Below are 13,759 nucleotides of genomic sequence, written 5' to 3'. Positions count from 1 at the left end.
CAGGCTGCTGAGGATAAAAGCCAGGGGATACCGAAACCGGGAGCGCTTTAAACTGGGGGTGATGTTCCACTACGGAAAGCTGAATATGGCGTTCTGAGCCTTCCCACCATGATCGGGGAAGACCCTCGGATATACAGTATTTATACCGAGGAGTATTGTCTGTCAATTTGCCAACTATGAGCAATTAAGATTTTGGGGAAATTATGGTGCGAGTTTTATTGCAGTTTCGCTTCGCAGCACTGATGGTATCTGATGTTCGCTAAATTCAACTGTGGGGCATGGATGGGGCAAAAGTGGTCTATGAAGTTTGTTAAGGTTTGTTAATGATTGCTAAGGTTTGTTAATCATGCTTTGTCTCGATCTCGCTCATCCCTTGTTTTATGAGCTCCTGGACGATCTTTATCGATATTAAAAATTATGAGTTCATATTATACACAAGCGAGTATACCGGCTCTGCCATCTGAGTGGACTCGGCGTAAAACGCAGACGTTGTCGTAAAGGGCTGGCAACAGAACGCCTGCCGCTGCTTCGCCCAGCGGCGCCGAATCTGACCTGGTCGATTATTTTTGTCATGGATGCGCTGGCCACCGGTAGCAGAAACAAGTGCCTGACCTGCGTGTATGACTTCACGAAGGAGCGCCTGCCGGTCACCGTTGCCTTCGGTATTTCAGGCGTGCAGGTCACGCGTATTCTGGACAGCATTTCGCTGTTTCGCGGCTATCCGGTTACGATAAGAACCGATCAGGGCCCGGAGTTAACCTGCCGCGCGCTCGATCAATGGGCCTTTTAGCATGTTGTGGAGCTGCGTCTTATTCAGCCCGGCAAGCAGGACACAGAACGGATTTATTGAGAGTTTTAACGGGCGCTTTCGCGATGAATGCCTGAATGAACACTGGTTCAGCGAGGTCAGCCGTACCAGGAAAACCATCAGTGAATGGCGTCAGGATTATAACGAGTGCCGCCCGCACTCCACGCTGAATTATCAGACGCCGTCTTAATTTTCGGCGGGCTGGAGAAAGGGTAATTCTGATAATGAAGGATCCGGCATTACTAAGTGAGCGTTGTATTTAATCCTGGGGTCAGGTCATCATTTATGCACAGCTTCAGTTCGTAATTTTAATATATGCGCGCAACAGTATGATACCTGCTTAAATTTGGTCATTAAAAAATCAGCGTATACTGCCATAGATAAGCACTTATGAAATGCTATTAATGGCTTTTTATAATAAAACCAGGTTGTTGACCATGGGTTATTTTTTCTACGTGCAGATAGTTTGGCTGTAGAAAATGATATTTTTATTCATGCATGAAGTAATATTTACTTGTTGGACCTGTAAAAGAAGATGAATTGTATAGTTAAAAATGTTAGCACGAACCACCAAAACCTAGTGAGCGAAGAAAAATATCAACCACATTTATTGTTTAAAATTACCCATTTCATTGCATGTAATTAAGCATTGTGCATTTCATTACATTTGTAGGGCATTTCATTCCTTTTTAGTTGCATAGTAAAAAAGCAAGTTTGATAATTAGAGTCTCGGTTTTGATGGAGTGTCAATGTTTTGTATTATTACTTAGCAGCTATAGACATACTGGTTACAGAGTTAGGTATGAATGTGAGAGACGCAATAACCAAACTTAGACTACCAGAAGAGAAGTCTGATGCACTTTATAATCAATACATATTAATAAAGAAGCGCGAAAAAATAACTCTTGAAAGTCTTAGAAACGAAAAAATCACAACAATGTAACTATTTACGTTATTAAAAAAGTTTTGAGTAGGGGGCAAATGTGAAAAATACCAGGAAGCTATGTTTTTATTGTTGTCATCCTTGTAGCGAAAGAGATCTAATATGTCAAAAGTGTGGTGCACATGACATAAGTGGAAAAAGTGTATACCATATCATCGTTGTCGTACTTATAGTGATTGGGGTGGAAATTTCATTTATATATTTCAGATTAGGAAGAGACGTTTTTCGATTTTTTTGAAAGCAAGCTATATATCAATATTAATTAAAACCTGCTTAAGCACTCAAAATTGTAAGATAAGTTTTCAAAATGAACATTACCTTTATTTATGGGGCATGGGTTTGTATTATATCGCTCAGTTTATATCTGTTTTCATAAAAGTAGGGTAAAAATTAATATGACTGCTGGTTAAAATTATATAAACGATTTTTTAGTATATAACTTAAATAAAGTTACTCCTGTAAATGACATGTTGGGCTCTTAGCCAAGTCAGCAAAAAGGTATCTTAGTAATATGTTATGGACTGTTCCTGTTTGTCTCGTGAAAACTATGAAACGCAAATATACGAAGGGGGGATGCAATGATTATTATCTGCGTGAATATTCTGAGCTACATGATGAAATGAATAAAATATTGAACTCTGAAGATCCATATGAAAATTGGCTGAATGCCCAGGCCAAGTGCTTGCGCAATTTTGAATATAGCAGCATAGGATTGCAGACAGTTTGCTGGTACACTATTGTAAGGGTTCATGTAGCAGGGCTTTGCGGAATGAATGATGGCTTATTCATAATTGATGAACTCATTCGTAATAACCCTAATTTTTATCGAACTAGCTATTTGAAGATCCAAACAGAATTGCTTAACGAATTCGTGAATGATTTGCAGAATGCTTTTGAGAGTCTTAAACTAAATGGATGCCATGACCTGAATGCTCTTTATGTTAGTGAACAAATTCTCACGGAGTTATGTAGCTGTCTCGAGCGAGCGGGAACTGAAGAGCCTGGCAACCTCGAGTCTTTTAGGGAGCAAGTCAGGTTTGCTATTACACGACTCGAAAAGCCGGGTTTACTAAGGCCATAATTGATTGTTTCCAGCAAGCTCTGCATGCATTGAGATGACTGATAAAATTTATCCAGATGTTGAGTTAAATTCAGGATTTATTAAGTTTAATGAGAGTTGCGTTCTATGGACTCGGTGGAGATGAAGTGGGTTAGCATGAAGTAAATCTAAGGTTGAATTTAAATTGATGGAATAGACAATATGTTTATTTAAGAATAAGCAACTTTGGAACATTAAAGAATGGCACGCGAACTAAAAATTAAAATTTAATTTTAGCGCAAACCTTAAAATCACCGAGCATTCAGAATGTGAGAGAACGTAATAAACACATAACCGAATAAATTGCAAAGTCGAAGGGATTGTTTCATTAGACCATACTAAATAGTGAAAATTCTACCAACTGATGGAACTTCATTTTCGAGTTAAGAAACAAAATATGCGAAATTTAAATTTATACAAAGTTAGTTATGCAATGTTTGAAGAAGAATGAGTGCGCTCGCTAGATTATATATGATAAAACTTGTTTGTTAGAGACGGTCTGAAAGGATTTCGAGAGAAAATAAAGTATTCAAGTAAGATTTCACTCATTAATAGTAAAAATATAAGATAATAAGTTATGTTACTACACTTTGTCTTTTTAATATGGAAACGCACCTCCCGTGTGTAGGACATTTTTTGATAGCTGTAAAGTGTGAAGAATGTCATTTGCTGTTAATGGAATATATTTATCTATACTTTGCATTGTTGGTTTGATTTATTTTACATGCAGACCGGTTTGTTATGGTCTGCATGCTACTCTATAAATCAACTAAAAATGTCGTTGTTTTATATTATTTGTAACCGTAAATGTGACCAGTATCATTTGCTTTGATGTAAGACAGGCTGCCGCTTACATTAGTTGTGAATTCATTCATAACCCAACGAGATGGATCAGTTGTGAGTTTGTTAAGGTTAGAACATTTTGCGACAACTGAACATGTACCTTCACCTTCTGGATTATTTCCTTGTATAGAAATAAGCATGCAATGATCCTCCATATTTTTGGATGGGCTACTGGCACTGTAGCCTTCAGGCATTGTTTGATAAACATCCGTCTCAACGCGCGAGAAATCCCATGCAGCCTTGCAATTTTCGTTTGTTGCCCAGTTAGATGGAGTGTTGCCCACAGGTGTTTGAACGCCAGATTCAGCAAAAGTGAAGCTGGAAACAAGTAAGGAAGATAAAACCACTGCGCGTACAATATACATAATTGAAAACCTATTTAACTAAAAAAAACCGCTAACAAACAGCAGAAGGTTTTCAATCATACCAAAGTAAATATACACAAGATGTGTTTTTTGGTTTTAATTACAATGCAAAAATACACATACCTGGTTTGCATCAGTAAACTCGTGTAAAAATGACTATGATCCGCTGGCTAAAATGATTTTGTAAATTATACTTAGGCGGAATAGGGAATTTAATATTTCAATGGGAGCGTGTATTTCTCCAGTAATATTCCCCTGCGTGTTTTTATATATCCTCCTGCGCTGAGTTCTTTTAGAATTTTATTTAGTGAACTTCTTGATATTGTTGTGCGATTTAGTATGAAATCAAACATAGAAAGTGTTACGCGAATATCAGGATCCATTTCCCAAATAAGTTCTAAATGCTGCCTGATAATTCCGTACACGTTGCGCGAAATAAAATTCTCATCTCTCATATAGCATGTGTTGGTCATATTTATTGAGAGTAAGAAAGCTTCCTTCCATAATGTTTTTTCATTTATTAAATTCATACCTTGTTCATGATTAACCATGAGCAGCTCTGATGAACAAGTTGTTTTAAGATAATGGAGTGTTTTTGTTTCTTTATATAGAGTCAGTCCAAGTATTGCCGGGGATTTTATGTAAGCAACTACAGTATTGTCAGAAATGCGGCGAATTTCAGCTTGCCCTGAGCGTAAACACATTAAGTAAATAATGTCTTTTTTCTGGAAATGGATACATTGATTATCGCCAGCAATTAGCAGATGATAACAATTGTCACTTTCGATAGCGTCAATGATACGATTTGCAGCAATAGTAACAGATTGGTTTTCCATGAGATATTACCCCATTCATATAAATTTTGGTTTAGTTCACAATACACGCAATGAATGTAATGCTATTTTTACAAAAGGAACTTTGTCTTCATTGTGTTTTTTATAATCTGTGAAGCAATGCACAATAATCTATAAAACAGCGATGAGACTTGCATTAAAAATGCAAGTCTCATCACATTTCTCTGTTTACTTAACTACGTGTTGGACGTATATTTTATTTTTATAAAAAGTGTTTGCTTTATTTTTCGCATTGTTGATGAAGACATTCAGATTTGGATTATTAGTTACATATTATTAAAAATACATTACCCCCTGTATATGCTTTAAAACTGGAAAGGTATTTTTTAAAAGTTTATATCGATAGTATTCATTCCTGGCTATAATAAAAATTTCAATATGTCATACAATTTTTCAGCCTTTTCCGTTGGTCAGAAACCGATGGATGCGATTAATCCAGTTATTCTGCCACTGAACAAATCAAAGAAAATATCTGGCAAAAGGGCATTGCTATATTTAGCTTACCCAGCAACGACTACTAAAGCAAGTAGGCTGACTGGATAAGATATCAGAATGCGAATTGATTCTTTGTAAAAAAGTAATTACTACAAACTTAATTGTGCCTGTCGATGAAAATAACATCTTTGAGCAACCATAACAATTCATTACTAAATCGATGTTCTCAGAATCCTCCAGAGGTACGCGACGACTTATGTGTAACGTCATTCATGCTAGTGCTGGTACGTAGCGCCTGAAGAACTCATTTCATGTGCATTTAGTGTGTTCAACGGATTATAAGAAAAAAGTAATTCCAGATCGGACCTTGATCTTTTCTAAGTACATACTGTGTGGAAGGCTGGACTAATGAACTATAATGAATAACATTTCTCCTTTGTTCATCAATGAGCTGTTATTCGCTCACCGCTATATTTTCACTATCATGAATTATAGTTTTAAGAATCTACGCTTTCATAACAATAACTAAGTGAATGCTTTATTAAAAGCCTGAAAAATAAGGTGTAAATTAGTCATTTTTTAATTATGCAATACACGTTGTGTATAAATAATTTAGTGCAAGTGCAAAAAAACAAATGGTTTTTACCTTGCCTATTTGCAGATAAGGTATCATATCATCATAACGTAGTTAAAAGCTATAGTACTGGCTTCAAAATTCAATTAACAGTATGGTACATAAAAATGCATATGCAGAACAATCATAATCAATATTACAGACACGCCACAAGCGCGACTATATGCGAGCAAAAACGACATTATCCAGAAGCTGCAACACATTGGAAAAATGCTATGAAATATGCTTGGGGACTAAATATAAAATGGTGTGAACATAGACAAGAAATGTGCGATCGTTTCGCGATTTTACTGAAAATGCCACCTTTATAAAATGAAAGGATGTTTAATTTTGATAACAATCCAATATTCAATCTATATGTAACACAGGAGCTAAAATGATTCTCAATTACTTTTCTCTAGGCGTGCTTGTATTTGTCTTTATTGTCATATTTTATGGAATTATCATAGTCCACGACATACCTTATATGTTAGCTAAAAATCGGAATCATCCTCATGCTGATGCTATTCATGTTGCCGGTTGGGTAAGCCTATTTACATTACATATCATATGGCCAATTTTATGGATTTGGGCGACTCTATATAACCCAGAAAGGGGATGGGGTATGAGTGAAAAAAACAAGCAAGAGTATTATGATATAAAGTTACAAGCATTAAAGAGTAGGATTGATCATATTGAGCATAGAATGTCCAATGTGTCCAATGTTTCAATTCAAAAGAATCATGAAAGGAGTAAATAGTATCCATGGATATTTTAATAATTTTAACATATGTTGCGATTTCATATTCATCATTTAAGTTATTTAAGATTCCAGTAAATAAATGGACAGTTCCCACTGCTGCGCTTGGCGGTATTTTTTTAGTTAGCGGATTGGTTTTGATTATGAACTATAACCACCCATATACGTTCGTAGCACAAAAAGCCGTTATTTCAGTTCCAATAACACCTCAAGTAACAGGGGTTGTAACTGAAGTTACAGAAGAACGTAATGAACTAATAAAAAAAGGAACGGTCCTTTTTCGACTCGACCCTGTACGATATGAGGCAAGAGTGAAGCAAATTGAAGCAAAACTTGAAACCATGAAAGGAAATATAAGAGCTCTTCGTGCGCAACTCACCGAGTATGAAGCGGTAACAGCTAATGAAACAGCTGAACGAGACCGTTTATACAAAAACTATCAGCGTTACCTGAAAGGTAGCCAGGCTAAAGTAAACCCGTTTTCAGAAAATGATATAGATAATGCCAGACAAAATTATTTATCGCAAAATGCCAAGGTCAAAGCGTCGTTAGCGAGTGAAAAGCAAATAAAGAGTCAACTTGATAGTACTTTTAATGATGAACAATCTCAAATTTCAGGGCTTAAGGCTGAGCTTGATGAAGCTAAATATAATCTCGAGCAAACTGTAGTTAGAGCACCGAGTGATGGCTACGTTACTCAGGTATTGATTAGGCCTGGATCATATGCTGCTGCGTTACCGTTAAGACCCGTAATGGTTTTCATTCCTGAGCAGAAAAGACAAATTGTTGCTCAGTTTCGTCAAAATTCGCTACTACGACTTCACACAGGTGATGATGCAGAGGTTATTTTCAATGCTCTGCCGGGGCAAGTTTTTAACGGCAAACTTAAAAGCATCATTCCAGTAATTTCAGGCGGTTCTTATCAAGCTCAGGGTGCACTGCAATCATTAACGCTTCAAGCTGGGACTGATGGAGTTTTGGTAACAATTGAACTTAACGCTGATTCTCAGATAGAAAAGTTGCCGGACGGGATAAGTGCCCAGGCCGCTGTATATACGAAACATTTCGAGCATATTTCCATAATGCGAAAAGTATTATTGCGCATGACAAGTTGGATGCATTATCTTTACATCGATCACTAAATCATAGTATGTAAAAAAGTATCTTTAGTTGGCGGGGTTACATATTTTCTTATTTACAAGAACAATGGGATAAACTTAATATTTTATACAGAAAGTTTGAGACAACATGATGCATTATTTACAATAGCCCCTAATTTTTTGAAAACGCCGCCGTAATGGCGGCTATGGAACTAATGGGGCATTATTTATGCGTAATAATATAATCACTATGAGCAACTATTATATTGCGCCTAAGTTTTTGAATTCACATCAAATAAAGGATAAACGATTTACATTGAAGACCATTTGAATTAGATATGAATGTTGGTTAACTTCATGCCGGATAAGTGATAAAAAACCGTATCATAAAACATGCTTGCGCATATACAGGGCACTAGTTTAGACATCTCTTCGATTTATTTCTTTTGGTTATTGATTCTAGTTATTGTTATTATTATATTGGTTGTTTAATTACTGAAAAAGATATATATGATTTAACTGTGGCGCAGTTAAGTATTATGAAAACACCCAAATACTGCGCCTTCAGTATGGTACTATTTTATTAAAAGTTATAAATAAATCCCGCGCTTATGCTTTTAACAAATGAATCATAGAATCCAATATCAGAATCATATTTACTATATGATGCAGTTACAAAACTATTTAGATTACTGATGCCTGCAATTTTATGTAAGAAGAAAGTGCTTTTAACTCCATAGTCTTTACCATCAGAATATGAATTGAAAATTGGATTTATTTCATCGTACTTTAATACGCCTGCAAATACATTTGTTGCAACAGACCATTTATGATTCGTATATCCGTATGAGAGTTGTAGCGTTACTTTATCATAACTCATTGCCCTACCATCTAAATCTGCTCGCATATAACTTACTTCTGGATGAATAAGGTGACCAGGGGAAAAAAGCCAATCATATGAGAGTGCGACATCATGGGTGTTGCCATTGCGATTAAGTAGAGTACGGTCAGATGCAGATAGATTAAGGTCTTGACCACTCTGTTCGTTTTGGATGTCAAAGTGTCTACCCGTATAGGATATATTGAAAGGATATCCCCAAATTTTTTCCCAGCTCAGGCGTCCACCTGAGGATTTTATGTCTGTTTCGTTACGTTTCCCTTTGGCATAGGGATCAGTCCATGTTTCATTCGGCATTAGAGGAAATACATATGCAATAGACAGAATGCCTTTATCAGAAATTTGTTGTCGAATCCCCATTTGCTGAGTGAAATCAAATTGCACGGCATCCTGAATAAGATTACCAAAAACAAATTGAGTATGAGTGTCTGATAAAGTGTAACGTAGGTCTATACCATAAATGGGTATGAGCGATGAATGTGAGTCAGGACTACTATTTAAACCTGAATTTTCACTATTATCATTCCCAGGACCTTTAAACATATTTGATTTGTAATCGACGCCACCGGCGCCACCTAAGATAAATCCTGAGAATCCAGACTCTGATGGGATCTTTACAACCTGAGCATGTGCAAATTCACACAAAAGAAGTGATAAAAGTAGTGGGCGAATAATCATAATGATACTCTTCTTGTTACAAATAATTTGAATGAAAAGATGTTATTAACACATCTGTTTTGCGCTAACTTTATGAGTTGTCAGTCGAACACCCTTAGGATGGGTAGATTCATAAAGATATGATATGAGTATATAAACTTTGGACTTATATAGTAGAATGCATAGTCATCAAAGCTATAATTAAGACATTATAAATTATAATTATCCACAACCCGCACGGCAAAGCAACAAATGAAACGCGTTATTTTACGCAATGCGTTGTATTATTTTGGGCCGGGATGTCCTTATTGCTGAAGTATTTTACAAAGAAATAATTATGGTCTTAATGATTTGCACGTGTAAATCTAAAGTTTGAAGTTTGCACACCTCACTCAAAAGCTTGTGTAAAAATACACATGGACGCATATTTTTAGTACCTTGCCATTGTATTCAGAGCTAATTAGAATAGCTTTTTAAATAGATAAGGTTGTTCCTATGTTTTTTAAACGCCACGCTATGTTTTTTTTCTTCCTAATGTCTTTAGTATCTATCGCCAACGCAAATGAAAGAATAAATAAAAATAACAACGAGTTATCCAAGGATGCTGTCGCGGAAATCGTAACCCAATTTTATATGGCTAACCCTGAGGTTTTTGAATCTTTGCTCATCAATGTTTCGAATAATAAAAGGGAAAAAGAGTATGCAGCGATATTAAAAAATGTTATAGCCTACAAAAGTGAATTACTTGATACAGCAGAAACCCCTTTTTATGGTGATCCGAAAGGTGACGTATCAGTAATTTTATTTTTTGATTATCAATGTGTATTTTGCAGTAAATTTCAGAGTTAACAAAATCATCTTCGAATGTAAAGTTTTTATTCAAGGAGTGGCCTATTTTTTCTGAAACATGGAAGGAATCAAATATTGCAGCAAAGACAGGGCTATCAATCTGGGAAAAAAAAGGCAGTGAAGCATATATGGCATATCATAACAACATATTTGAAACAAATCATAATGAAGGGGAATTAACGTTAGCAGATATTGAAAAAGCGAGCGGGACGTTTTTAAATCAGACTGTTTTAGAAAATCCACTATACTCAGAAATAATCCGTAAAAACTTCTCTCTTGCACGAGATATAGGTTTCACTGGAACGCCTGTAATAATAGTAATGCCATCAGAAAACGCTACAATTCAAAAAACAACAGTTTTTCTGGGGATGACTGATAAGGCTAAAATTAGCGCAGCAATTGACAAAGCAAGATAAAATTGGCGCGCCATGTGCGCGCCAGCAATAAATTATATGAAAAATCTAAAATTAGCCATTATTTGTAGCTTTGTTTTTTTTATTACAGCCTCAGTTATCTTATTTATTCAAATTAATAGAGATGAAGGCATCATGTATGAAACAGTTGAAGCAGAAAAGGGTAATATTACAAAAACAGTACTCGCAAGCGGTATACTTACACCCAGCCAATTTGTAAAAGTTGGTGCTCAGGTTGACGGCCAGATTAAAAAAATATATGTGACAGAAGGACAAAATGTAAAAAAAGGACAACTTTTAATAGAAATAGACCCTACATTACAACAAAATGAAGTGAGTAAAGCTCAGGCTCAGTTAGAGAATGCACGCTCTAATATCGAATTATCTAATATAAATGTAAAGCGAGCACGTCTTGAGTTAAAGAGACAAAAAGGACTCGATTTTGATGGTGCTGGTGTAAAAAAAGACTTTGATGATGCGAAATTCGCACTTGAGGAAAGCGAAATTGGCTTAAAGACAAATAAAATGCAGATTATTCAGGCAGCAATGGATCTTGAATCAGCTAAGGCCAAACTAAATTATACACGAATTGTCGCACCTATTGATGGTGAAGTTCTCGGAATTATTGCCAGCGAAGGACAAACAATAGTATCTTCACAGAATTCTCCTACACTCATTGTATTGGCAAATCTTGATATTATGAAGGTGAATATTTCGATTAATGAAGTTGATGTTAGAAAGATTGTAGTTGGTCAAGATGTTTACTTCAACTCAACATCTGATATTAAAAACACCTACAGTAGCAAGGTAAAGTTTGTACAAAAAGCAACATCTGAATTTTTGAACTCAGATACACAAATTTCTTCTGACAACCAAAACAAAACCAGTGCATATTATGCAGCTGGTTTTGAAATAGAGAATAAAAATCATTCGTTACTACCATCTATGACTGTCGATGCACATATTGTGACTGATATGAGAGAAAAGGTATTGCGAATCCCAAATTCACTACTAAATAGACCTATTGGTTCTGATCGATATGTTATCAGTATCCAGGGAGAGAATGGTATTGAAAATCGTGAAATAGTCGCAGGTCTCACAGATGGTATATATAGTGAAGTAGTTAAAGGTCTCTCCGAAGGAGATATTGCGATTATATCAGAACATAAAGTTTCTAAGTAAGGTTCAATATGTATAATGAAAACTACATTGTTGATATACGGAATTTATCACATTCGTATAATCACAATGGAATTGAAACTGTGGTGTTGAATGATGTAACCCTTCAAATACGACATGGTGAATTTATTGCTATAGTTGGAGCTTCCGGTTCTGGGAAATCAACATTGCTAAACATTATTGGTCTTATGGAAAAACCTGAGTCAGGATTTGTTTCTATAGATGGAAATATAATTAATGAAAGTAACCATGTAGACTATCCGGTCATGAGGAATAGCTTAATTGGATTCATTTTTCAGCGCTATCATCTTATTCCTTATTTAAATGTAAAGGATAACATTTTAATACCTTCTGTATATGGTGGTATCAATCACAAAGAGGCAGTCAAAAAGGTTGGATTGATTCTTGATCACTTAGGAATAAGACATCTGGAACATAATCTACCCTCTCAACTCTCTGGCGGGCAGCAACAACGAGTTAGCATCGGAAGGGCACTTATGAATGACCCTAAAGTTATTCTCGCAGATGAGCCTACGGGAGCGTTAGACAGCAAAACTGCACAAAGTGTAATGAAAGCAATGCACGAACTTAATAAAGCAGGCCATACCATAATTTTGGTGACTCATGATCGTGACCTGGCTGCACAAGCAGAAAGAATAGTTGAAATATCCGATGGAAAAATAATCAGAGCTACTGAATGTGATACATTTCCCAAAAAAATTTTTTTTGATTTAAAAAAAAATCACAAACCTTCATCATTTTTCAGAACGATATTGAGTGCATTTAAATTTTCAATGAAGGCTCTTTCGTCGCATAAATTAAGATCATTTCTCTCAGTGCTTGGGATTATCATTGGTATATGCTCTGTGATTATATCAATAGCAATAGGCGAAGGCTCTAAAAAAAAGGTTCTTGATCAAATATCTATGTTGGCTGACAATACATTTGAAGTACTTCCCGGAGAATCTTGGAAATATTCAAACTCCACAGACCGTAAATCACTCAAATTTTCAGATGTAGATTTTATTAAATCACTTAATGGTATTGACGCAGTATCCCCTCTCATTTCTGGTTCAGTTACGATATCAAAAGGTAGAGAGCGTGTCGACGTCACCCTGTCAGGTGTCAACGTTGATTACGCTGAAATTAAAGAAATGCAACTAACGAATGGTGCCTTTTTTTCGACGTCAGATATCAGTGAAATGTCACAGTCCATTGTTATTGATGAGGACGTTGCAAGAGCTTTATTCCATGAAAGTGAAAGTATAATAGGCAGCACAGTTAAAGTGAATGGCATTGCATTCAAAGTTATTGGCGTAGCTAAAATCGGAAAAGCAAAAAATAACCAAGCAGATAGCTGGATGCCTGTAACTTCTATGATTTCAAGAGTTTCAGGTAATAATGCTATAAGCAAGATTGTAATTAAGACCAGTCATAATATCGATATATTACAAGAAGATGTTACGAAATTATTACTCACTCTTCATGGTAAGAATGATTTTCATTTTGTTTCAAATAAATACTTTACTGATGCTGTTAACAAAACCTCAGATATTATGAGTCGTCTTATCGCAACGATAGCAGCAATATCATTAGTTGTTGGTGGTGTGGGCATCATGAATATCATGCTTGTTTCTGTTACAGAGCGCACTCAGGAAATTGGAATACGTATTGCGATTGGTGCAAAACCTAAAGACATTTTACTTCAATTCTTAATTGAATCATCCATGCTTTGTTTTTTTGGAGGAGGAATTGGAGTGCTAACATCGTGGCTTATATGTCTGGTTACACCCATTATTTTAAATGACGTGCCTTTAATATTTGACAGTACATCAGCTATTCTCGCTTTAATCTCATCTGCATTTACAGGGGTCTTTTTTGGATACATTCCCGCTAGAAATGCCTCCCGCCTTCAACCAAGGGTTGCTCTTACTCGAGAGTAA

At 35.9% G+C, this 13,759-nt stretch carries 11 protein-coding genes and 1 pseudogene; 9 read left to right on the top strand and 3 right to left on the bottom strand.

The window, feature by feature from the left end:
- Positions 1-421: 421 nt before the first annotated feature.
- Positions 422-998, top strand: a pseudogene (locus tag JBO43_RS16755) (integrase core domain-containing protein); the annotation flags it as partial.
- A 1,300-nt stretch (positions 999-2,298) separates the two neighbouring features.
- The gene (locus tag JBO43_RS16750) at positions 2,299-2,832 is read left to right on the top strand and encodes a type VI secretion system ImpA family N-terminal domain-containing protein (RefSeq protein ID WP_202668392.1); all 534 of its coding nucleotides are present in this window, start codon (positions 2,299-2,301) and stop codon (positions 2,830-2,832) included.
- 809 nt (positions 2,833-3,641) lie between these two features.
- Here JBO43_RS16750 and JBO43_RS16745 read toward each other — a convergent pair.
- Together JBO43_RS16745 and JBO43_RS16740 are read right to left on the bottom strand one after the other, a co-directional pair.
- The gene (locus JBO43_RS16745; protein ID WP_202668391.1) at positions 3,642-4,058 is read right to left on the bottom strand and encodes a hypothetical protein; all 417 of its coding nucleotides are present in this window, start codon (positions 4,056-4,058) and stop codon (positions 3,642-3,644) included.
- A 212-nt stretch (positions 4,059-4,270) separates the two neighbouring features.
- Positions 4,271-4,894, bottom strand: coding sequence for a helix-turn-helix domain-containing protein (locus tag JBO43_RS16740; protein WP_202668390.1), 624 nt, complete (start codon positions 4,892-4,894; stop codon positions 4,271-4,273).
- Between the two features lie 1,038 nt (positions 4,895-5,932).
- Here JBO43_RS16740 and JBO43_RS23225 point away from each other — a divergent pair.
- From JBO43_RS23225 to JBO43_RS16725, 3 genes are all read left to right on the top strand, one after another.
- Positions 5,933-6,292: an ANR family transcriptional regulator gene (locus JBO43_RS23225; RefSeq protein ID WP_407929816.1), complete on the top strand. Its 360-nt coding sequence runs from the start codon at positions 5,933-5,935 to the stop codon at positions 6,290-6,292.
- Between the two features lie 65 nt (positions 6,293-6,357).
- Positions 6,358-6,720: a DUF3302 domain-containing protein gene (locus JBO43_RS16730; protein ID WP_202668388.1), complete on the top strand. Its 363-nt coding sequence runs from the start codon at positions 6,358-6,360 to the stop codon at positions 6,718-6,720.
- A 5-nt stretch (positions 6,721-6,725) separates the two neighbouring features.
- The gene (locus JBO43_RS16725; protein WP_202668387.1) at positions 6,726-7,862 is read left to right on the top strand and encodes an HlyD family secretion protein; all 1,137 of its coding nucleotides are present in this window, start codon (positions 6,726-6,728) and stop codon (positions 7,860-7,862) included.
- A 541-nt stretch (positions 7,863-8,403) separates the two neighbouring features.
- Here the strand turns inward: JBO43_RS16725 and JBO43_RS16720 are convergent.
- Positions 8,404-9,396 carry a DUF2860 family protein gene (locus tag JBO43_RS16720; protein WP_202668386.1) on the bottom strand — a complete coding sequence of 331 codons (993 nt, stop codon included), beginning with the start codon at positions 9,394-9,396 and terminating at the stop codon, positions 8,404-8,406.
- Between the two features lie 474 nt (positions 9,397-9,870).
- Here JBO43_RS16720 and JBO43_RS16715 point away from each other — a divergent pair, with 474 nt between their 5' ends.
- The 4 genes from JBO43_RS16715 to JBO43_RS16700 all read left to right on the top strand — a co-directional run bounded on the left by JBO43_RS16715 (position 9,871) and on the right by JBO43_RS16700 (position 13,759).
- On the top strand, positions 9,871-10,224 hold the full coding sequence (locus tag JBO43_RS16715; RefSeq protein ID WP_202674734.1) for a hypothetical protein: 354 nt from the start codon (positions 9,871-9,873) through the stop codon (positions 10,222-10,224).
- Between the two features lie 128 nt (positions 10,225-10,352).
- Positions 10,353-10,640: a thioredoxin domain-containing protein gene (locus JBO43_RS16710; RefSeq protein ID WP_202674733.1), complete on the top strand. Its 288-nt coding sequence runs from the start codon at positions 10,353-10,355 to the stop codon at positions 10,638-10,640.
- A gap of 36 nt (positions 10,641-10,676) precedes the next feature.
- Positions 10,677-11,819, top strand: a complete 1,143-nt coding sequence (locus tag JBO43_RS16705; RefSeq protein WP_202668384.1) for an efflux RND transporter periplasmic adaptor subunit — start codon at positions 10,677-10,679, stop codon at positions 11,817-11,819.
- Between the two features lie 8 nt (positions 11,820-11,827).
- Positions 11,828-13,759 (top strand): ABC transporter permease, encoded by a 1,932-nt coding sequence (locus JBO43_RS16700; RefSeq protein ID WP_202668383.1) that lies wholly within the window; start codon positions 11,828-11,830, stop codon positions 13,757-13,759.

It is taken from the genome of Lelliottia jeotgali (genome assembly GCF_016771845.1).
Classification (GTDB): domain Bacteria; phylum Pseudomonadota; class Gammaproteobacteria; order Enterobacterales; family Enterobacteriaceae; genus Enterobacter; species Enterobacter jeotgali.
The sequence above is the reverse complement of the archived record's forward strand: the minus strand, read 5'-3'. Positions and strand labels throughout refer to the sequence as shown.

Coding starts and splice junctions, on each gene's coding strand:
- JBO43_RS16715 (WP_202674734.1), top strand. CDS start 9,871: ATGTTTTTTAAACGCCACGCTATGTTTTTTTTCTTCCTAATGTCTTTA.
- JBO43_RS23225 (WP_407929816.1), top strand. CDS start 5,933: ATGCAATACACGTTGTGTATAAATAATTTAGTGCAAGTGCAAAAAAAC.
- JBO43_RS16710 (WP_202674733.1), top strand. CDS start 10,353: ATGGCATATCATAACAACATATTTGAAACAAATCATAATGAAGGGGAA.
- JBO43_RS16740 (WP_202668390.1), bottom strand. CDS start 4,894: ATGGAAAACCAATCTGTTACTATTGCTGCAAATCGTATCATTGACGCT.
- JBO43_RS16705 (WP_202668384.1), top strand. CDS start 10,677: ATGAAAAATCTAAAATTAGCCATTATTTGTAGCTTTGTTTTTTTTATT.
- JBO43_RS16750 (WP_202668392.1), top strand. CDS start 2,299: ATGAAACGCAAATATACGAAGGGGGGATGCAATGATTATTATCTGCGT.
- JBO43_RS16745 (WP_202668391.1), bottom strand. CDS start 4,058: ATGTATATTGTACGCGCAGTGGTTTTATCTTCCTTACTTGTTTCCAGC.
- JBO43_RS16730 (WP_202668388.1), top strand. CDS start 6,358: ATGATTCTCAATTACTTTTCTCTAGGCGTGCTTGTATTTGTCTTTATT.
- JBO43_RS16720 (WP_202668386.1), bottom strand. CDS start 9,396: ATGATTATTCGCCCACTACTTTTATCACTTCTTTTGTGTGAATTTGCA.
- JBO43_RS16725 (WP_202668387.1), top strand. CDS start 6,726: ATGGATATTTTAATAATTTTAACATATGTTGCGATTTCATATTCATCA.
- JBO43_RS16700 (WP_202668383.1), top strand. CDS start 11,828: ATGTATAATGAAAACTACATTGTTGATATACGGAATTTATCACATTCG.